19 protein-coding genes, 1 pseudogene and 1 other annotated feature are annotated in these 20,327 nt (G+C 37.4%); of the genes and pseudogenes, 4 read left to right on the forward strand and 16 right to left on the reverse strand.

Annotated elements, in window-relative coordinates; genetic code table 11:
• Together fdxH and fdnG are read right to left on the reverse strand one after the other, a co-directional pair.
• Complete coding sequence (gene fdxH / locus QV06_RS05170; RefSeq protein WP_065237240.1) at positions 1-915, reverse strand: formate dehydrogenase subunit beta; 915 nt, start codon at positions 913-915, stop codon at positions 1-3.
• Positions 916-3,972, reverse strand: coding sequence for a formate dehydrogenase-N subunit alpha (gene fdnG / locus QV06_RS05175; protein WP_156541973.1), 3,057 nt, complete (start codon positions 3,970-3,972; stop codon positions 916-918).
• 214 nt (positions 3,973-4,186) lie between these two features.
• Between fdnG and fdhD the strand changes: the two genes are divergently transcribed.
• On the forward strand, positions 4,187-4,981 hold the full coding sequence (gene fdhD / locus QV06_RS05185; RefSeq protein ID WP_065237242.1) for a formate dehydrogenase accessory sulfurtransferase FdhD: 795 nt from the start codon (positions 4,187-4,189) through the stop codon (positions 4,979-4,981).
• Positions 4,982-4,983: 2 nt separating this feature from the next.
• Here the strand turns inward: fdhD and QV06_RS05190 are convergent.
• The 3 genes and pseudogenes from QV06_RS05190 to dapA all read right to left on the reverse strand — a co-directional run bounded on the left by QV06_RS05190 (position 4,984) and on the right by dapA (position 7,459).
• A pseudogene (locus QV06_RS05190) lies at positions 4,984-5,676 on the reverse strand (aspartate/glutamate racemase family protein).
• Between the two features lie 17 nt (positions 5,677-5,693).
• Positions 5,694-6,509 (reverse strand): pyridoxal phosphatase, encoded by an 816-nt coding sequence (locus QV06_RS05195; RefSeq protein ID WP_065237243.1) that lies wholly within the window; start codon positions 6,507-6,509, stop codon positions 5,694-5,696.
• Positions 6,510-6,565: 56 nt separating this feature from the next.
• Positions 6,566-7,459 (reverse strand): 4-hydroxy-tetrahydrodipicolinate synthase, encoded by an 894-nt coding sequence (gene dapA / locus QV06_RS05200; protein WP_065233919.1) that lies wholly within the window; start codon positions 7,457-7,459, stop codon positions 6,566-6,568.
• 161 nt (positions 7,460-7,620) lie between these two features.
• Here dapA and bcp point away from each other — a divergent pair, with 161 nt between their 5' ends.
• A complete protein-coding gene (gene bcp / locus QV06_RS05205; protein WP_065237244.1) occupies positions 7,621-8,091 on the forward strand; it encodes a thioredoxin-dependent thiol peroxidase in 471 nt (156 codons plus the stop codon).
• 63 nt (positions 8,092-8,154) lie between these two features.
• Here the strand turns inward: bcp and hisIE are convergent, their stop codons facing one another.
• The 8 genes from hisIE to hisB form a co-directional block, all read right to left on the reverse strand.
• A complete protein-coding gene (hisIE, locus tag QV06_RS05210; protein WP_065237292.1) occupies positions 8,155-8,760 on the reverse strand; it encodes a bifunctional phosphoribosyl-AMP cyclohydrolase/phosphoribosyl-ATP diphosphatase HisIE in 606 nt (201 codons plus the stop codon).
• Between the two features lies 1 nt (position 8,761).
• Complete coding sequence (locus tag QV06_RS05215; RefSeq protein ID WP_065237245.1) at positions 8,762-9,244, reverse strand: hypothetical protein; 483 nt, start codon at positions 9,242-9,244, stop codon at positions 8,762-8,764.
• Between the two features lie 36 nt (positions 9,245-9,280).
• Positions 9,281-10,054, reverse strand: coding sequence for an imidazole glycerol phosphate synthase subunit HisF (gene hisF / locus QV06_RS05220; protein ID WP_065237246.1), 774 nt, complete (start codon positions 10,052-10,054; stop codon positions 9,281-9,283).
• Positions 10,036-10,785: a 1-(5-phosphoribosyl)-5-[(5-phosphoribosylamino)methylideneamino]imidazole-4-carboxamide isomerase gene (hisA, locus tag QV06_RS05225; protein WP_065237247.1), complete on the reverse strand. Its 750-nt coding sequence runs from the start codon at positions 10,783-10,785 to the stop codon at positions 10,036-10,038. Before hisA ends, hisF begins: the two co-directional genes overlap by 19 nt.
• A gap of 24 nt (positions 10,786-10,809) precedes the next feature.
• On the reverse strand, positions 10,810-11,304 hold the full coding sequence (locus tag QV06_RS05230; RefSeq protein WP_065237248.1) for a protein disulfide oxidoreductase: 495 nt from the start codon (positions 11,302-11,304) through the stop codon (positions 10,810-10,812).
• Positions 11,304-11,897, reverse strand: a complete 594-nt coding sequence (hisH, locus tag QV06_RS05235) for an imidazole glycerol phosphate synthase subunit HisH (RefSeq protein WP_065237249.1) — start codon at positions 11,895-11,897, stop codon at positions 11,304-11,306. The genes QV06_RS05230 and hisH overlap by 1 nt, the downstream gene beginning before the upstream one ends.
• Positions 11,898-11,960: 63 nt before the next feature.
• Positions 11,961-12,806: a DUF817 domain-containing protein gene (locus tag QV06_RS05240; protein ID WP_065237250.1), complete on the reverse strand. Its 846-nt coding sequence runs from the start codon at positions 12,804-12,806 to the stop codon at positions 11,961-11,963.
• 115 nt (positions 12,807-12,921) lie between these two features.
• Positions 12,922-14,019 (reverse strand): bifunctional histidinol-phosphatase/imidazoleglycerol-phosphate dehydratase HisB, encoded by a 1,098-nt coding sequence (gene hisB / locus QV06_RS05245; RefSeq protein ID WP_065237251.1) that lies wholly within the window; start codon positions 14,017-14,019, stop codon positions 12,922-12,924.
• Positions 14,020-14,180: 161 nt separating this feature from the next.
• On the opposite strand from hisB, the gene QV06_RS05250 reads away from it, so the two are divergent.
• Positions 14,181-14,513, forward strand: a complete 333-nt coding sequence (locus tag QV06_RS05250) for a DMT family transporter (RefSeq protein ID WP_065237252.1) — start codon at positions 14,181-14,183, stop codon at positions 14,511-14,513.
• A gap of 27 nt (positions 14,514-14,540) precedes the next feature.
• On the opposite strand, the gene hisC is transcribed toward QV06_RS05250, so the two are convergent.
• The 3 genes from hisC to glnA form a co-directional block, all read right to left on the reverse strand.
• Positions 14,541-15,596, reverse strand: a complete 1,056-nt coding sequence (gene hisC, locus QV06_RS05255; protein WP_065237253.1) for a histidinol-phosphate transaminase — start codon at positions 15,594-15,596, stop codon at positions 14,541-14,543.
• Between the two features lie 23 nt (positions 15,597-15,619).
• Positions 15,620-15,740, reverse strand: a sequence feature (His leader region).
• Between the two features lie 132 nt (positions 15,741-15,872).
• Positions 15,873-16,520, reverse strand: coding sequence for a glutaredoxin 2 (grxB, locus tag QV06_RS05260; RefSeq protein ID WP_065233967.1), 648 nt, complete (start codon positions 16,518-16,520; stop codon positions 15,873-15,875).
• A gap of 148 nt (positions 16,521-16,668) precedes the next feature.
• Positions 16,669-18,090 carry a glutamate--ammonia ligase gene (gene glnA, locus QV06_RS05265; protein ID WP_065237254.1) on the reverse strand — a complete coding sequence of 474 codons (1,422 nt, stop codon included), beginning with the start codon at positions 18,088-18,090 and terminating at the stop codon, positions 16,669-16,671.
• Positions 18,091-18,406: 316 nt separating this feature from the next.
• On the opposite strand from glnA, the gene typA reads away from it, so the two are divergent.
• Entirely contained in the window at positions 18,407-20,260 is a 1,854-nt protein-coding gene (typA, locus tag QV06_RS05270) for a translational GTPase TypA (protein WP_065237255.1), read from the forward strand.
• Positions 20,261-20,327 lie beyond the last annotated feature (67 nt).

A 20,327-nucleotide genomic window follows, 5' to 3' on the forward strand; every position in this document is an offset into this window, starting at 1 on the left:
TTATTTTCCTCCTTTTTCATCATCATGAGCATGTAGATCAATGATCTCTTCTTCCTCAAGATCCTCAGTGTTTGGTCCCATTGCAATATAGTGTGCTGCTGCACCTACTGCTAATGCGCCCATTGCTACACCAGCAAGTGGTTTGAGAATTCCCTTCCAGAGTGAAACAACTTCACTGATATATGGATCTTTTGGTAACCCAGAATAAAGCTCTGGACGATCTGCGTGATGTAATACATACATTACGTGAGTACCACCTACACCTTGTGGATCGTAAATACCTGCATTTTCATAACCACGGCTCTTCAGATCTGCCACACGTTTTTCAGCATAGTGTAACATCTCTTCTTTACTACCGAAGTGAATTGCACCTGTTGGACAAGTTTTCGCACATGCTGGTTCTTGTCCCACATTCACACGATCAGAACAAAGGGTACATTTGTAAGCTCGGTTATCTTCTGGATTAATGCGTGGAACATTAAACGGACAACCTGCAATACAGTAACCACAACCAATACACTTATCAGATTGATAATCAACAATACCATTTGCGTATTGGATAATCGCACCTGGTGATGGGCAAGCCTTTAAACAACCTGGATCTGCACAGTGCATACAACCATCTTTACGAATTAACCATTCAAGACGATCATTTTCTTCAACTTCGTTGAATTTCATCACTGTCCATGCTTTTGGTTCAAGATCAACTGGGTTGTCATAAACACCAACACAATCACCTGGCTCCGCACGTAAATCATTCCATTCAGAACAAGCGACTTGACATGCTTTACAGCCAATACAGGTAGTTACATCAATCAATTTCGCCACTTCGACTTTGTGATCACGTACTTGTGGCGGTGGTGTAAGCCCCGATGTTGCTGAGGCTCTGATAATATCTTGAGTTTGAACTGCCATTTACGCCTCCGCAACTTTCTCAATATTCACAAGGAATGCTTTGAATTCTGGTGTTTGTGTATTTGCATCACCAACACGAGGCGTTAAGTTATTAGCAAAGAAGCCTTTCTTACCAACGCCTGCAAAGCCCCAATGGATTGGAATACCGATTGTATGGACGACTTTACCATCCACTTCTAACGGACGAATACGTTTAGTCACAACCGCAACCGCTTTCACATAACCACGAATTGAACTTACTTTCACTTTGTCACCATGGTTGATGCCTTTTTCTTTAGCAAGTTGTTCGCTAATTTCCACAAATTGTTCTGGTTGAGCAATCACATTCAATAATGAGTGTTTTGTCCAGAAGTGGAAATGTTCTGTTAAACGATAAGTTGTACCCACGTATGGGAATTTTTCCAATGATCCAAATGATTCTTTATCTGCTGGCAAGATACGTGCCACAGGGTTAGAAACAACATTCGGATGTAATGGATTTGTGCCAATTGGTGTTTCAATCGGTTCATAGTGTTCTGGGAATGGACCTTCTGCCATCTTATCAATTGCAAAGAGACGAGATACCCCTTCTGGTTGCATGATAAATGGTGTCACATCACTTCCTGGAGGCGCTGTACCGAAGTCAGCAACATCAACATAGTTCCAGTTTTTACCATTCCATTTCACTAATTGGCGTTTTGCATTCCAAGGTTTACCTTGTAAATCTGCTGACGCACGGTTGTAAATGATACGACGGTTCAATGGCCATGCGAATGCCCAATTTAGAGTGTTACCTAATCCTGATGGATCTGAGCTATCACGGCGAGCCATCATATTACCTTTTTCTGTCCATTGTCCGGTATAAATCCAGTTACCTGATGAGGTAGTACCATCATCACGTAAGAACGCAAAACTTGGTAATAATTCACCTTTTTTCACTAATACCACACCATTTGGATCTTTGAGATCTTCGAGTGCATAACCATTATTTTCTTTCGCTAATTCTTCTGCTGTTGGTTCTGCTGGGTTGAGATAGTTCCAACTCATTGCTTTAAGTTGTTCAACACCACGTCCACCTTCTTTTTCATAAAGTGAAATTAACTCTTCACGAATTTCAGAAAGAATCGCTATATCTGGTTTTGCTTCTGCAGGTGCATCAGCGCCTTTCCAGTGCCATTGTAACCAACGACCAGAGTTAGCAATTGAGCCATCTTCTTCTGCGAAACACGTTGTTGGTAAACGGAAGACTTCTGTTTGAATATCTTCAGTTTTCACATCATTGTATTCACCATAATTTTGCCAGAAGTTAGAAGTATCAGTTGCTAATGGATCCATAACGACAAGGAACTTCAATTTACTTAACGCACTGATAACTTTATTTTTATCTGGATAAGAGGCAATTGGGTTAAATCCTTGGCAGAGATAACCATTTACTTTACCGGCATACATCATATCGATAAAACGGAAATGATCGTATTTTTGATCCATCTTCGGTAAGAAATGGTAACCAAATTGATTTTCCGCTGTTGCATTATCACCAAAGAAAGTCTTTAACATACTGATAAAGAATTTTGGTGTATTACCCCAATAGTTTACTTGCCCTTTTTGCGCTAATTTTGGTGTAATTCGATTGAGATAAGTTTCTAATGAAACATCTTTATCGGTTGGTAATCCCATATAACCAGGCAACATATGTGGGAATAAACCTAAATCGGTAATACCTTGTACATTTGAGTGGCCACGTAATGCGTTAACACCACCACCGGCAACACCAATATTACCAAGAAGTAATTGGATCATCGCCATTGTACGAATATTTTGTGAACCCACTGTATGTTGTGTCCAACCTAAAGCATATAAGAATGTTGCTGCTTTCGCTGGATCAGCGGTTTTAGCAATTTCTTCACAGAAAGTTAAGAAATCTTTTTGTTTTGTTCCACAAATACGTTCAACCATTTCTGGTGTGTAACGTGAAACATGTTTTTTCAATAAGTTAATTACACAACGTGGATCTTGCATAGTTAAATCACGTTTCGCAAAACCCTCTTCGTCTAATTGATAAGACCAAGTTGATTTATCATATTGACGTTTTTCTGGATCGTATCCTGTAAATAACCCATCTTCAAAATTGAAGCCTTCATTTACTAAGAAACTTGCATTTGTGTAATATTTTACATATTCATGTTGGATCTTATCGTTAGTTAATAGGTAGTTAATTACCCCTGAAAGGAAGGCAATATCAGTACCTGAACGAAGTGGCATATAAATATCAGCAACAGCTGCGGTACGATGGAAACGTGGATCAACCACCATAATTTTCGCACCATTATTTTTCTTCGCTTCAATCGCCCAACGGAAACCGACAGGGTGTGCCTCAGCGGCATTACCGCCCATAACGATAACGAGATCAGAATTTTTAATATCAACCCAGTGATTGGTCATCGCACCGCGACCAAATGATGGAGCAAGACTTGCTACCGTTGGTCCGTGTCAGATACTCGCTTGGTTGTCTACAGAAAGGATACCTAGCATTCTTACCCATTTTTGAGTCAAAATACCGGTTTCATTACTTGCAGCAGATGCCGCTAACATACCTGTGGTTAACCAACGGTTTACTGGTGTACCTTCAGCATTGGTTTCAATAAAGTTAGCATCACGGTCATCTTTCATTAAACGAGCAATTCGAGTAATTGCTTCATGCCAAGAAATTCGTTTCCATTCTTTTGAACCTGGCGCACGATATTCTGGATATTGTAAGCGGTTTGGACTATTCACATAATCTAATGCACCTGCACCTTTAGGGCAAAGTGCACCACGGCTTACTGGATGATCTGGGTCACCCTCAATATGGAATAATTTACCTTTAGCATTTTTGGCTTTATCGCCAATGGAATATAACAACATTCCACAGCCAACAGCACAGTAAGTACAGGTATTTCTCGTTTCAGTCGTGTGAAGTAATTTATACTCACGAGGAGCTGCTAACGCCACTTCTGGCGCAAATCCGAGCATGGCAGCAGAAGTCCCTGCCATTCCACCTGCACAGATCTTAAAGAATTTTCTTCTTGTGACCTGCATAGATACCTCTTATTGGATAGTAAGTAGGAAGTTAATAAATTTGCGTTATTTTGTAACTGAAATGTAATCCTTACATTTTCGGTGTGTAGGTTACTCCTTATTTATACTATAATCAATCTCCACTTCGATTGATCACTCAGGATTACCGTCGCAAGCATATTCCTGCTAGTCAAAATAAACACCTACTTATTATAGGTATTTTGAGGAAAATTTGATGCAGCTCATAAAAAAGAAATGTGTTTTATATCAAAAAAGTAACAATTATTTTTCATCTGAACTTACCGCCAAAGAAAAACTAGACAGTTTAGCCGTCGAAACTCCCGTCGCCTTAGTGTATAACGGTATTTCTCATAGTGTCATGATGTGTACACCACAAGATTTAGAAGAATTTGCGATTGGTTTTTCTTTAACTGAGGGAATTATTCACGATCCTAAACAAATCTATGGTATTGACATTGAACCTAGCTGTAATGGGATTGAAGTGCAAATTGAATTATCTACTCGCCAATTTGTTGCCTTAAAAGAACATCGCCGTAATTTAGTTGGACGAACAGGTTGTGGTATTTGTGGAGTTGAACAATTACAGCAAATTCAACGCCAATATGCCAAAGTAGAGCGTACATTCACTTTGGATTTCACTTTGCTCGATCACTGTTTAGTACAATTAGAACAACAACAATTACTCTCTAAAGAAACTGGCGCAACACACGCTGCTGCCTTTTTCTCACCACAAGGAAAGTTACTAGCATTACGCGAGGATGTTGGTCGTCATGTTGCCTTAGATAAATTATTAGGTTGGTATGCAACACATCAGCGTCCACAAGGATTTGTCTTTGTAAGCAGTCGGGCTAGTTATGAAATGGTACAAAAATGTTTAGCCTGTGGGATTGAAATGTTGGCTGCTATTTCTGCACCAACTGCTTTAGCCGTTGAAATGGCAGAACAACACGACTTTACGTTATTAGGTTTTGCACGCAAAGGTCGTGTTACCCAATATACCAATCTTTAATCTTATTCTTGTAAAGCGAGTTCAACTGCTCGCTTTGCATGAAGCTCAGTGGTATCAAAAATAGGTAATACAGAATCTTGCTGCTGGATCAGTAAACCAATTTCTGTACACCCCAAAATAACACCTTCAGCACCTTGCTGTTGAAGATCCGCAATAATACGCTGGAAAATACGACGAGATGATACTTCAATTTTTCCTAAACAAAGTTCGGTAAAAATAATCTGATTAATGTCTTCAATATCAGTTTTCGTTGGGATTATTACATCAATCCCCTGTTCAATAATTCTCTGCTTATAGAAATCTTCTAACATCGTATATTTTGTGCCTAATAAAGCAACTCGTTGTATTTACTGCTGTTTTAAGGCTGTTGTCGTTGCATCAGCAATATGAATCAGCGGAACGGTAAGGCGATTTGAAATTTGGGGTGCAACTTTATGCATCGTATTTGTGCAAATAAGAATAAAGTCTGCACCTGCTTGTTCTAATTGATAAGCAGCATTACCAAGTATTTCTGTACTTTTTTCCCAATTTCCCGTGATCTGACAACGCTCAATTTCATCAAAATCAACGCTATATAGGATTATTTTGGCAGAATGTAGACCACCTAATTGCTGTTTAATCTGCTGATTAATAATTTGATAGTAGGAAACTGTACTTTCCCAACTCATTCCACCTAATAATCCAATCACTTTCATATCAATACCATTCTAATTTAGTCTAGATATTCTGCTAATACTTGGGCAATTCCGTCATCATCATTACTTTTAGTAACCAGTTTTGCCTGTTGTTTTACTTCTTCTTCCGCATTACCCATCGCAACACCTAGCCCCACAGTGGTTAACATACTGGTATCATTATGATTATCCCCAAACGCAATCACCTGTTCAGGCTGAACACCCCAAGTTGCCAGTAATTCCAATAAACGTCCGCCTTTACTATTACCCACATTAGCAATATCAACACGATCAATCCATGACCATTCACAACTAAATTGATCTTCAGGTAATTCGTTGACGACTTTTAACATAACTTCACGACTTGGCGCACTAATCACGCATTTCCAAATAATATCACCACTTGTAATAAAATGATAAAGATCTGGCACTTGCTGCACATTCGGTCTTACCGCTAATGCACAACTCTCTGACCAGGCTTTAAATTTTTCCATATGCGGATTAAATGTTTGGAAATTCATCGCATCACGAGAATAGAGTAAGACGTGTGATCCATATTGATAAGCTAGATCTAAAATTTTTTGTGCTTTTTCTGCGGTAAGTGGATTTGCCGCTAATACCGTATCAGTTTCCATTTGGTAAAGGTAAGTTCCATTACAGCAAACTACTGGCGTATCTAAACCTAATTCGTAGTAATAAGGCTTCACTGCAGTATGATGTCTGCCTGTAACAAGCACCACTTTCTTACCTTGTACTTTAGCACGCTGAATTGCCACAAGACTACTTGGTAAAATTTTTCCTTCACTATTCAGCAAGGTACCATCTAAATCGAATGCAATAACTTGATAATCCATCTTTTCCCCTAAAACAAAAAACAGGCAGAATCGCCTGTTTTATCTCATAATACAATTTATAGTAATCCCGCAATTTGTAATGCTTTAATCACTTTTGGCTGAGCCTCTTCACTCAGAGTCGTTAATGGTAAGCGTAAGGTTGGCTCATCAATTAAACCTAATTTATAGCAAGCCCATTTCACTGGAATTGGATTAGATTCTACAAATAAATCATGATGTAACGCCATTAAACGTTGATTAATTTTTTCTGCTTCTTCAAAGTTACCTGCAAGTGCTAATTGGCAAATTTTAGCCATATCAGCAGCCGCTACGTTATTAGTTACAGAAATTACGCCTTCACCGCCTGCTTTCATTGAATCTAAGAAAGTCGCATCATCACCACTTAATACAATGAAATCTTCCCCAGCTAATTTTTTAATTTTTTGCACACGGCTGACATCACCTGTTGCTTCTTTAATCCCTACAATATTTGGGATTTCAGCTAAACGCCCCACTGTTTCTGGTAATAAATCGCTACCAGTACGTCCTGGCACGTTATAAAGAATTTGTGGTAAATCAGTACATTCTGCAATGGTTTTAAAGTGGAGATACATACCTTGTTGAGTTGGTTTGTTGTAATAAGGGACAACCGTTAAACAACCTGCAATACCACTACCATTTAACAGTTTTGTCATAGTTACCGCTTCGCTAGTTGCATTCGCACCTGCACCAGCAATAACTGGAATACGACCATCGGCAAACTCAACTGTTTTTAAAATCGTTTTAATATTTTCTTCAATACTTAATGTTGCTGCTTCGCCACTCGTTCCCACTGAAACAATCGCAGTTGTACCCGCTTCAACATGATAATTTACTAATTTTTTTAATTGCCCATAATTGACTTCGCCAGCGCTATCCATTGGGGTGACTAAGGCAACAATACTGCCTGAAAATAAAGGTTGTGATGACATAATTACTCCTGAGATTTTTTGTTGTTGTACTTTGCAATGTTGCTGATACAGTAAATAAAAACGATGTTTTCTAGCTTGCCAAAAATACCTTACATTGCAAGCAATTTTTTTATTTTTCGTTATAATTCTTTGGAAAAGTAACCATTAAGAAAGGAGAAATCATGAAAACATTAACTGCCGGTGAAAAAGCCCCCAAATTTTGTCTATTAGATCAACACAACCAAACCGTTTCTTTAACCGATTTTAGCGGACAAAAAGTATTAGTCTATTTTTATCCAAAAGCATTAACTCCAGGATGTACTACCCAAGCTTGTGGTATTCGTGATACCCACGATCAATGGCAAGCATTAAACGTAAAAGTATTAGGGATTAGTCCTGATCAGCCAAATAAACTTGCCCAATTTGAACAAAAAAAAGAACTTAATTTCACTTTACTTTCTGATCCTGATCACCAGGTTGCAGAAGCTTTTGGTGTTTGGGGCGAGAAAAAATTTATGGGTAGAACTTTTGATGGGATTCATCGCATTAGTTTCCTTATCAATGAACAGGGAATTATCGAAAAAGTCTTTGATAAGTTTAAAGCAGGTGAACATCATCAAGTGGTTTTAGATTATTTAAAAAATACTAATTAGATTCCTCAGATTGAAAAATGGCTTAAATACCACGATTTAAGCCATTTTTTATTGCTAATGACGTTACTGATGACGTTCTTTTAATTTAGCGATCACATCCGCCCACGTTAAATTCGCATCTTGTAGTAATACTGTTAAATGGTAGGCTAAATCTGCTGCTTCACAGATAGTTTCTTCACGATCTTTTACCGTAGCCGCTAACGCTGTTTCTACACCTTCTTCACCCACTTTTTGTGCAATGCGTTTTGTTCCTCTTGCATACAAAGAAGCTGTATAAGAACTTGCTGGATCTGCATTTTTCCGCTCATTTAATAATTTTTCTAATTTACTGAAAAAGATCCAATTTGGTGTTTCCGAAACTGCAGAAAAACAGCTATCTGTTCCTTCATGACAAGTTACACCAACAGGATTAGCTAAAATTAGCAAAGTATCTTTATCACAATCTAATGTGTAATCTACTACATTCAAGAAATTTCCTGAGGTTTCACCTTTTGTCCATAAACGTTGCTTAGTCCGCGAAAAGAAAGTCACTTTCTTCTCTGTCAATGTTTTTGCTAACGCCTCTTGGTTCATATAACCCAACATCAATACTTCACAAGTATCTGCATTTTGCACAATAACAGGTAGCAGATTATCTATTTTTTGCCAGTTGATTTTTTCTATTTGCATACTAGTCATTCTTTTTTTTAACATATATAAAACCTGTAATGCCAGTAACTATAGCGACAACAGTAAAAGCCGTTCCTTGAGCAAGTTTGCGCCAAAAGTTATTATTATCAGAATTCATATTTTCAAGAACTTTATTAACTTGTTCCGACATTTTTATTAAAAGTTCTGCTAGCTTTATTCTTGTTTCGTCACTCTCTGCTGATTTAGCCAAAATTTCGAATGTTTGCATCTGGCGATCTATGATATTAAAAGCTGAAGTTTGGCTGTTATTGGCTCGTTCTGCTATGTGTTTTACTCCATTAATAAATTCTTTTTGTAGTTCCACTATATTTGGTGCTAATTGAATAAGGAGTATTATTTCTTCTTGAGTAAGTTTTTTTTCACTTATCATTTTCTGAATTTGATCAAATTGCTCATTTGTAATAAGTTCTAGGTCATTAATTCCTAGTTTATCTTTTAATGAGTTAGTTTTTTTAGTATCCATATTGTTTTTTCCTATTTTTTCATAATAAATTAAGGGCTATTTTCTCACCATTATATTATTTTTTTCAAGGTAACTTTTGAGAACTCCAATATCAATAATCCGCTTATGAAACACACTCGCGGCTAAAGCCCCATCTACATTTGCTTCAATAAAGGCATCACGGAAATGCACCATCTCCCCTGCACCACCTGAAGCAATTAGTGGCACTTGACATACAGCACGTACTTTTTTCAGTTGCACTAAGTCGTAGCCATTACGCACACCATCTTGGTTCATCATATTAAGTACAATTTCACCTGCACCACGTTTTTGTACTTCTTGTACCCAATCTACTGTTTGCCAATTCGTTTGGCGAGTACGCTTCTCATCACCGGTATATTGATTTACCCAATATTTTCCTGTTTCCTGTTCAAACCAGCTATCAATCCCCACTACAATCGCCTGTACACCAAAGCGATCTGCTAATTGATTGATCAGAGCAGGATTAGCTAAGGCAGGGGAATTGATTGAAATTTTATCCGCCCCAAACGCAAAAATTTGTTCTGCATCTTCGATTGTTTTAATCCCTCCTGCTACACAAAAAGGAATATCAATTACTTGTGCAACACGTTCTACCCAGCTTTTATCCACCGTACGTCCATCAGAAGATGCGGTAATATCATAAAATACCAGTTCATCAGCCCCCTCTTCTGCATAACGTTTTGCAAGTGGCACAATATCACCAATAATTTCATGATTACGGAATTGTACCCCTTTCACAACTTGTCCATCACGTACATCTAAACAAGGAATTATCCGTTTTGCCAACATTCGATTGCCTCCGCTACTGTAAATTTTCCTTCTAATAAAGCACGACCAACAATCACACCTGCCACACCCGAACCTTTGAGCACTTCAATATCAGCTAATGATCCAATACCACCAGAAGATTGGAATTGAATAGTTGGATATTTCTGACAAATTTCACGATAAAGGGCAACATTAGAACCAGCTAACGTACCATCTTTTGAAATATCCGTGCATAAAACGTGTTGTAAGCCTACTTGTGCAAAATCGTCAATCACTTGTTCTAATGTCAAGCTGCTGGTTTCTTGCCAACCATGAATTGCAATCAGTTTTTTACCATCAACAATATTAATATCTAATGCCAACACAAATTTTTCGGCACCATACTGCTTAAACCAGGCTTTTACCATTTCTGGTTGTTTAATTGCAGTCGAACCAATGACAACTCGACTTGCACCAATATTCAGTAAATCAGCAACATCTTGTTCACTACGAATACCACCACCAACCTGTACTGGACAATCTATTGCAGCAATAATTTTACCAATTAACTCTGTTTGGCGAGCATTCGGATCTTTTGCTCCTGTTAAATCGACCAAATGTAACTGTTCTGCGCCTTGTGCCACATAATCAGCAAACTGCTCAATAGGATTATCACTATAAGTTGTTTGTTTTGCATAATCCCCTTGATGTAAACGTACAACCTTGCCATCAATCAGATCAAGTGCAGGAATAATTTGTGATGTTTTTTTCATTGTTGTGTTCTCTTTATATTTTGATTAACTAAGCCATAAGCGTAATTTCAGGCCCCATGGGCTACTCAGCCCTGTCGTAGTATGAACAATTTTGCCATTTTTAATAATGATAATGCTTGGAGTAACCTGAATTTGCCATTGTGCGGAAAGCTCACCTTGTGGATCATTTACCGTTAAAAAATCATATTTATGCTGCCGTAAATAGTCTTGTACCACCTGATTATCCCCAGATTTTAATGCCACACTAATGACTTGTACGCCATCATTAGCAAGGCTTGCAATACTTGGTGAAGTAAATTGACAAATATGACACCAACTCCCCCAAAAATAGAGTAGTATTGGTTTTTCATGACTTAATTCTGCTAGCTGAAATTTTTCACCATTTAGTGCAACCAACATCTGGTGTAAGGCATTTTCAGGAGCGTTAGGTCTCCGCCAATAATCAATAGCAAAAGATATAACACCAAATAACAAGGCGAAAATGAATAGATTTTTTATTGCACTTTTGATTTTTTTCATTACAGATTTTCCACAAAATTTCGCAATAACTGCGAGCCTACCTTGCCAGAGCGTTCGGGATGAAATTGTACACCATAAAAATTTTCTTTACGCAATGCCGCAGAAAATGGTACAGAATAATCGCAGGTAGCAATGGTATGCTCATTTGGTAGCACTGCAAAGCTATGCACAAAATAGAAGTAGCTATTGACTGGAATATCCGAAAAGAGCGGTTCATTTTCAGCAAATTTTACTTGGTTCCAACCCATATGTGGCAAGGGTAATCCTTTATCAGGCAGTTTCTCTGTTTTTCCCGACATAACGCCTAATGTTGCTACATCGCCCTCTTGAGAAAATTGAGCCAATAGTTGCATTCCTAAACAGATGCCGAGGACTGGCTGTGTAAGCTGTTTAATTGTGTCAATTAAATTTCGATTGTCTAAGTTGAGCATCGCAGCCTTAGCGGTTCCTACTCCTGGTAGCAATAATTTATCCGCTTGCTTAATTTGATTAAGATCTTGGCTAATCTCTGCTTTATATCCTAGGCGTTCAAATGCAAATTTTACAGAGGATAGATTGGCACAACCTGTGTCGATGATGATAATATTTGTCATTTTATTCACTATTTCCTTTATTTTTTGTTACAAGTAATTCGACTGTCATAAAATTTTTCCAAATCAATCCCTTGAAACATGAATTGTATGTTTTATATGTTTTAAATTTGCCACAATGGTAAATGTCATCACAATTAACAGCGACCACGCTCCCCACTTCCCTAAATAAACGGTTGTCCAAGCAGAAATTTGATGAGGATACTGCCAAATACCAATAAAAGTACCAATATTTTCTGCTAACCAAATAAAAAAGCCGATTAATGCAAATGCCAATAACAAGGGCATTTTTCGTTTACGATCATAAGGTGTAAAATAAACGTAAGTACGTGCGTAAAGCCCCATTGCAAAGGCGGCTAAATACCAACGATAATCATCAATATAATGATGAGTGAAAAAGTTTAAATAAATTAGTATTGCCACTGAAGTAGAAAGCCAATATGGTGGATGCCTTTTAATTTTTAAATCAAATAACCGCCACGCTTGAATAATATAACTACCGACAGCAGCATACATAAATCCTGCAAATAATGGCACGCCTGCTATTTTAGTATACGCAAAATCAGGATAAGCCCACGATTGAATGCTACTTGATGTTTTAAAATATTCCAAAATAAAACCAACAAAATGAAATAAGGTAATGGATTTTATTTCATCTAGGGTTTCTAATTTTGCCCAAAACATAATGCCTTGTAGAATCAAAGCTAAAATAAATAAAACATCATAACGTGGAATGCCCCATATCCCTGATTTAGGAACAATAAAAATGGTAATAAAAAATAATCCAGCAAACAGGCAAGATCTTGCTTCCTTTAAACCAAAAAATAAAAATTCTCTGGTAAAACGTTTTATGCTATTAAGTTGAGTGTTTGGCTTATGGTAAATAAGCCAATTATCTAATTTATTTAACATTTTTATTTTTAACCATCTTATTGCGATAATACTTATCTTCAAACATATTTATATAACAAGAGGTTACCTTTCCAAAAAAATTTGCAAAAAACAACCGTACTTTTGTTTTGTAAGACTACAACACCCCCTTACTACTTGGCAGCTCATTTCCTTCAATACGAATCGCTTGTCTTAGTGTGCGTCCAAATACTTTAAATAGGCTTTCGATTTTGTGGTGATCGTTGTTGCCTTGTGTCGCAAGGTGTAAGGTTGCTAACATAGTAAAAGCGATAGATTGGAAAAAATGCTCGGTCAGTTCTGTGCTGAAATCACCGATTTTATCTCGTTTGAAATCGGCTTTAAATTTGATAAACGGTCGCCCAGAAAGATCCATTGCACATTCTGCTTTGCATTCGTCCATTGGCAAGACAAAACCAAAACGAGCGATACCTCGTTTATCACCAATTGCCTGTTTTAATGCCGTGCCGAGTGCCAGTGCGGTGTCTTCTACAGTGTGGTGTTCGTCAATCCAGAGATCACCTTTACAGTGGATATTCATACGGAAACCACCGTGTGTGGCAATTTGGTCGAGCATATGATCGAAAAAGCCCACGCCAGTATTAATTTGATTTACGCCCGTTTCATCAAGCCACACTTGAACTTTAATGTCAGTTTCTTTGGTTTTGCGCTCTACTTCAGCATAGCGTGGTGTGCGGTCGCCAATGTTGGTGACTGCTTGCCCTAATAATTTTTCGGTGATCAGCTCCCAATTTAATTTTTCTGGGTGATATTGCAAAGCTTGAATACCTAAATTTTGGGCAAGTTCAACATCAGTTGCACGGTCGCCAATCACAAAACTTGTTGCAGGATCAAACAGCTGTCGGCTGATATATTTTTCTAATAATTTCACTTTCGGCTTGCGGCACTCACAGCCATCTTCTGGTTTATGTGGACAAATTAAAACATCATCAAATTGAATGCCTTGTGAGTTAAAAATCTGCATCATTGCATTGTGTGGTTTATCAAAACTTTCTTGCGGAAAAGATGCCGTACCCAAACCATCTTGGTTACTCACCATCACCAAACGATAGCCCGCTTGTTGTAGTTTTAATAGTGCTGGGATCACCTTAGCTTCAAGTTTTAATTTTTCTAGACTATCAATTTGAAAATCTGTTTTTGGTTCGTCAATTAATGTGCCATCACGGTCGATAAAAAGAATGGATTGTTGTGTCATTTTATTTTTCCTTATAAATAATTTTCTGTACTAATTGCTCAAAAAATAATGTTTTTTGCAAGTTTTATATTTACTTAAAATGCAAATTTTAAGCGTGATTTAAATTTGTTATTTAGTATAAAATATAGCGCTATCAATTATTAACCTATCAAGGAAATAAAATGAACGCTTGGATTTTGTTACTTTTAGCTATTTCTGCTGAGGTACTCGGTACTACAATGTTAAAACAGAGCGATGGCTTTACCAAACTACCCTCTACATTCGTTGGGATTATTAGTTTTGGAGTCGCACTCTATTTAGTCTCTATCGTATTTAAAACTCTCCCTGTTGGTATTACTTATGCTGTTTGGTCAGGAGTTGGAATTGTTCTTACTGCCCTTATCGCATTTCTCATTTTTGGTCAGAAACCTGATTTTGCTGGTTTCATCGGTATGGCAATGATTATCGGGGGCGTACTTGTAATCAATCTTTTTTCCTCAACCTCAGGGCATTAATTTTTCTCTTAGCTATTTATTCAATATCTAAATAACTTTTAATGTGTTTATAACTTGCTGATTTTCCGAAGTATTTCCAATGGTTATCCGTATGCAATTCTGTAAACCTAAGGCTGTGTGTTGATTGCGTAATATTATGCCTTGTTCCCATAACTGTTGGAAAACCTTTTGACCATCATTAAATTTCACTAAAAGATAATTTGCCTCGCTATCAAAAATTTGTTCTACCTGCGTTAAGTTTTTTAGCTCTTTAATTAACCATTGACGCTGTTTAATCACCATTTTTACATTATTTCGCATTTGCAATAACCCTTCTTTGCTTAAGGACTGAACAGCAATATCTGAAACAGGTACAGGAACCGGATAAGGTGCAATCACTTTTTGCAATACACTAATAAGCTCTGCATTGGCAAGCGTAAAACCGCAACGTAATCCCGCTAAAGCAAAGGCTTTAGATAAAGTACGGATAATCGCTAAATGAGGGTAATTTTTTAATTCTGTCACCATCGTTGCACTTGGACAAAACTCAATATAAGCTTCATCAACAACAACGATTGCTCGTTCTTTGGTCATCTCTAATAATGCGATTAAATCTTGACGATTCACTAGATTTCCTGTTGGGTTATTTGGGCTACAAACAAACACCACTTTTACGCCGTCTAATTGGCGTTCAATTTCCACTAGATTTAATTGAAAATCGTCTGTTAGTGGTACTTTTTTACACTTAATTCCGCAGGTTTCCGCACTGACTGAATACATACCATAAGTTGGCGGGCAATATAAAATTGCATCTTGTTCTGGTTCACAAAAAGCTCGAATAATCAATTCAATACTTTCATCTCCACCACGACTCACTAATACATTCTCTGGCAATACCCCTGCATAATTGGCATAACCTTGAATGACTGCTTGTGGTTGTGCTTCTGGATAACGATTAAAATTTTTACTAATTAAAGAGAAATCAGGAGAAACAGGATATTCATTAGCATTTAACCAAACATCGCCTTTTCCACCTAAACGGCGTGCAGATTGATAAGGAGTCAATGCTTGAATATTTTTACGTAAAAGTTGTGTTATGCTCATACTATTTTTCCTATCTGTAATAATAAAAAATCCTCTCGAAATTGTCTTCCGAGAGGATTGTGATTGTTGTCGAATGCTCGGAAGATCAGTTAATCTTCCACGCAACATCGCCTGAAAGATTAATCAGGTTGATGATGGTGATGATGAGCAATTCGAGTAAAATTCATTTGTTTATCCTTAATTAAAAACCGCTAGTTACACTACTGGATTACACAAAAAAATGCAATAGCTTTTCTCGGGAAATTTTTTAATTACAATAAAAAGCAAATTTTTCTATTACACCGCCCGATCTGTATAAAGCTCAACTCCAGTCATTAACGACATTTTTTGTACATAAGCTGCAACTTTATTTGGAAATTCAATTCCTTTAACAATCGTTAAATTACGTAAAATTGGGAATAACACAATATCTTCAATAGCTAATTCACCCGAACTCGCTTTTGGACTCACAATCAGATCATTTAACTCTAAAAGATCTTGATTAATTCTAGCGAGATACTCTGGTGTTTGTGCAAGGTTTTCAGCAAAACTACCAATTACCTTACTTTTTTTCATCGTGAAATACTCTACTGACTCAGGCATTTCAAACTCTTTTAAACCAATTTGCGTAAAACGTGGTAAAACCAAATGATTATGGTAACTTGAAACCTTCTTCAGCCATTGATCAACTTCTTCACGCACTAACTCTTTTAAGCAAGGTTCACCAAACTTTTTATCCACATAACGTACAATATCCAGGCTTTCTGGCATTACCATACCTTCACTATCTGCTAAGATGGGAACGACTTTTTTACCTACTAATTTCATTGGTGTTTCATCGTGATGATTGGCTAATACAATCACATCAACTGGAATATTTTTGAGTCCAAAAATCATTCTTGCCCGCACACAATATGGACAATGTTCATAAGTATAAAGTCTCATCATTTGCTCCCCATTTGAGTTAAATCCATCACTATTCTTCAATAAAATCCTCATTTGATCAAGTTTCATACTTGCCATTATCACAAATAAAAAACCCCATAAGTTTTACCCTATGAGGTCTTTTCAATTTATTTGTTAAACCAACCTATTAGAGTGAGTAATATAATTCAAACTCTGCTGGGTGTGGTAATAAGCGTACACGATCAACTTCTTTGTTTTTCAATTCAATGTATGCTTCAATGAAATCATTGCTGAATACACCACCACGAGTTAAGAATTCGTGATCTGCAGCTAATGCTGCAAGTGCTTCATCTAATGAACCTGCTACTGTTGGGATCTCTTTTAACTCTTCAGGCGGTAAGTCATAGAGGTTTTTATCCATTGCATCACCCGGGTGAATCTTATTGATAATACCGTCTAAACCTGCCATGAGAAGTGCAGAGAATGCTAAGTATGGGTTCGCACCCGGATCTGGGAAACGCACTTCAATACGACGTGCTTTCGGGCTAGATACAGTTGGGATACGAATTGATGCAGAACGGTTACTTGCTGAGTAAGCTAATAATACTGGTGCTTCATATCCTGGTACTAAACGTTTATAAGAGTTAGTTGTTGGGTTAGTAAACGCATTTAACGCTTTAGCGTGTTTAATTACCCCACCAATGAAGTAAAGTGATAATTCAGATAATCCAGCATATTTATCACCTGCGAATAAGTTCACACCATCTTTACCTAAAGAAATGTGGCAGTGCATACCTGAACCGTTATCACCGAATAATGGTTTTGGCATAAAGCACGCTGTTTTACCATGTTCAAACGCAACGCTATGTACTACATATTTATAAATTTGAGTTTCGTCAGCTTTTAAAGTTAATGTGTTAAAACGGCAAGCAATTTCGTTTTGACCAGCAGTTGCCACTTCATGGTGGTGCGCTTCAATCACAAGGCCCATATCTTCCATGACTAAACACATTTCAGAACGTAAATCTTGTGATGAATCGACTGGAGGAACTGGGAAATAACCGCCTTTGGTTGCAGGGCGGTGTCCTTTGTTACCACCTTCATATTCTTTATCTGTATTCCAGCTCGCTTCAATATCATCAATTTGATAGAAAGAACCAGACATACCAGTTTTGAAACGTACATCATCAAACAAGAAGAATTCTGGTTCAGGACCAACTAATACACTGTCAGCAATACCAGATGCTTTTAGATATTCTTCTGCACGGATTGCAATTGAACGTGGGTCACGATCATAACCTTGCATAGTAGTTGGTTCATAAACATTACAACGAATTGACAATGTTGGTACGCTGAAGAATGGATCGACCAATGCACTTTCAGGGATTGGCATTAAAACCATGTCTGATTTATTAATTGTTTTCCAACCTGCGATAGAAGAACCATCAAACATTTTACCGTCTTCAAAGAAATCTTCATCTACTGCGCTTACTGGTACAGAAACGTGTTGTTCTTTACCTCTAATATCAGTAAAACGAAGATCAACAAAACGGATACCGTGTTCTTCAATAAGTTCGAAAACTTTATCAATTGCTTGTGTGTTTGCCATAATCAATCCTCTTAATTTTGGAGTGGTTAATTTATAAAGATAATGTTGTTTTTTTGAATTCAGATAAACAATATCCTATTTTTATTAAAAATAAAATAGATTTTTTTGTTTTTTTTAAAAAAATATCTAAAAACAAAAAATAGGTACCTATATTATTTAATAGCCGTCTGTATTAAAACGCAGTATAATTTCCCACCTTTTCACCCGTTATGCTGTTAACGTTGAGCTTTCTATAAGGCAACAAGCAGTATTCAGTATAACGAAAGCCAAACTATTTCAAAATACTACAACCCGAATAAACGAAGATAATTTTCACATGAAAAACGATTTAGATATTAGTAAGTTGCGTAATATTGCGATCATTGCGCACGTTGACCACGGTAAAACTACGCTTGTTGATAAACTACTCCAACAATCAGGTACATTAGAAGCCTCACGCACTGGTGATACAGATGAACGTGTAATGGACTCTAATGCTTTAGAAAAAGAACGTGGCATCACCATTTTGGCAAAAAATACCGCGATTAACTGGAATGATTATCGGATTAATATTGTTGATACACCTGGACACGCCGATTTTGGTGGTGAAGTAGAACGTGTATTATCAATGGTAGATAGCGTTCTTCTATTAGTTGATGCGTTTGATGGCCCAATGCCACAAACTCGTTTCGTTACCCAAAAAGCGTTTGCTCACGGTTTAAAACCAATTGTTGTTATCAATAAAGTCGATCGCCCAGGCGCAAGACCAGATTGGGTTGTTGATCAAGTATTTGATCTTTTTGTTAATCTTGGTGCAACCGATGAACAACTCGACTTCCCGATTATTTATGCTTCAGCATTAAATGGTGTTGCTGGTTTAGAACATGAAGAGTTAGCTGACGATATGACCCCATTATTTGAAGCTATCGTGAAATATGTTGAACCACCAAAAGTAGAATTAGATAAACCATTCCAAATGCAAATTTCTCAATTAGATTACAACAGCTATGTTGGTGTCATTGGTATTGGTCGAATTAAACGTGGTTCAGTAAAACCAAATCAAGCCGTTGTTATTATTGACAGTGAAGGTAAGACCCGCAATGCACGTATTGGTCAAGTATTAGGTCACCTTGGTTTACAACGTTATGAAGAAGATATCGCGAATGCAGGTGACATTATTGCATTAACTGGTTTAGGCGAATTAAATATTTCCGATACTATTTGTGATGTAAATAACGTTGAAGCCTTACCAGCATTAACAGTTGATGAGCCAACTGTAACCATGTTCTTCTGCGTTAATACTTCACCATTCTGTGGCCGTGAAGGTAAATATGTCACCTCTCGCCAAATTCTTGAACGTTTAAATAAAGAATTAGTTCATAACGTTGCATTACGTGTTGAAGAAACCGAAGACCCAGATGCTTTCCGTGTTTCTGGTCGTGGTGAATTGCATCTTTCTGTGTTAATTGAAAATATGCGTCGTGAGGGATATGAATTAGCGGTTTCTCGCCCGAAAGTTATTTTCCGCCAAATTGATGGTCGTAAACAAGAACCATTTGAACAAGTTACCATTGATATTGAAGAACAACATCAAGGTGCGGTAATGGAAGCATTAGGTATTCGTAAAGGTGAAGTACGCGATATGGTGCCAGATGGTAAAGGTCGTACTCGCCTAGAATACATTATTCCAAGCCGTGGTCTAATTGGTTTCCGTAACGAATTTATGACAATGACCTCTGGTACTGGCTTACTCTACTCAAGTTTCAGCCATTATGACGATGTTAGACCAGGCGAAATTGGCCAACGTCCAAACGGGGTATTAATCTCAAACGCAACTGGTAAAGCACTCGCTTATGCACTATTCGGTTTACAAGATCGTGGTAAATTAATGATTGACCATGGTGCTGAAGTTTATGAAGGGCAAGTTATTGGTATTCATAGCCGTTCTAATGACTTAACTGTAAACTGTTTACAAGGTAAGAAATTAACCAATATGCGTGCAGCTGGAAAAGACGAAGCTGTCGTATTAGTTCCACCAGTACGTTTCACACTAGAACAAGCATTAGAATTTATTGATGATGATGAATTAGTCGAAGTGACACCAGCTTCAATCCGTATTCGTAAGAAATACTTAACAGAAGTTGAGCGTAAACGTGCTAATCGTACAACGACTAGTACCAGTACACGTTAAATTCTGATTTTCTCCTCCCTCTATTTCGCCTAGAATAGAGGGAGTTTTTTTATTGTTTTGTTGTCAT

This window comes from Gallibacterium genomosp. 3 (genome assembly GCF_001678475.1).
GTDB lineage: Bacteria > Pseudomonadota > Gammaproteobacteria > Enterobacterales > Pasteurellaceae > Gallibacterium > Gallibacterium faecale.

Coding starts and splice junctions, on each gene's coding strand:
- dapA (WP_065233919.1), bottom strand. CDS start 7,459: ATGTCATCACAACCTTTATTTTCAGGCAGTATTGTTGCCTTAGTCACC.
- hisF (WP_065237246.1), bottom strand. CDS start 10,054: ATGTTGGCAAAACGGATAATTCCTTGTTTAGATGTACGTGATGGACAA.
- hisH (WP_065237249.1), bottom strand. CDS start 11,897: ATGACAAATATTATCATCATCGACACAGGTTGTGCCAATCTATCCTCT.
- QV06_RS05230 (WP_065237248.1), bottom strand. CDS start 11,304: ATGAAAAAAATCAAAAGTGCAATAAAAAATCTATTCATTTTCGCCTTG.
- hisB (WP_065237251.1), bottom strand. CDS start 14,019: ATGACACAACAATCCATTCTTTTTATCGACCGTGATGGCACATTAATT.
- hisIE (WP_065237292.1), bottom strand. CDS start 8,760: ATGCAAATAGAAAAAATCAACTGGCAAAAAATAGATAATCTGCTACCT.
- glnA (WP_065237254.1), bottom strand. CDS start 18,090: ATGGCAAACACACAAGCAATTGATAAAGTTTTCGAACTTATTGAAGAA.
- typA (WP_065237255.1), top strand. CDS start 18,407: ATGAAAAACGATTTAGATATTAGTAAGTTGCGTAATATTGCGATCATT.
- hisC (WP_065237253.1), bottom strand. CDS start 15,596: ATGAGCATAACACAACTTTTACGTAAAAATATTCAAGCATTGACTCCT.
- grxB (WP_065233967.1), bottom strand. CDS start 16,520: ATGAGACTTTATACTTATGAACATTGTCCATATTGTGTGCGGGCAAGA.
- fdxH (WP_065237240.1), bottom strand. CDS start 915: ATGGCAGTTCAAACTCAAGATATTATCAGAGCCTCAGCAACATCGGGG.
- bcp (WP_065237244.1), top strand. CDS start 7,621: ATGAAAACATTAACTGCCGGTGAAAAAGCCCCCAAATTTTGTCTATTA.
- hisA (WP_065237247.1), bottom strand. CDS start 10,785: ATGAAAAAAACATCACAAATTATTCCTGCACTTGATCTGATTGATGGC.
- QV06_RS05195 (WP_065237243.1), bottom strand. CDS start 6,509: ATGGATTATCAAGTTATTGCATTCGATTTAGATGGTACCTTGCTGAAT.
- QV06_RS05240 (WP_065237250.1), bottom strand. CDS start 12,806: ATGTTAAATAAATTAGATAATTGGCTTATTTACCATAAGCCAAACACT.
- QV06_RS05215 (WP_065237245.1), bottom strand. CDS start 9,244: ATGGATACTAAAAAAACTAACTCATTAAAAGATAAACTAGGAATTAAT.
- fdhD (WP_065237242.1), top strand. CDS start 4,187: ATGCAGCTCATAAAAAAGAAATGTGTTTTATATCAAAAAAGTAACAAT.
- QV06_RS05250 (WP_065237252.1), top strand. CDS start 14,181: ATGAACGCTTGGATTTTGTTACTTTTAGCTATTTCTGCTGAGGTACTC.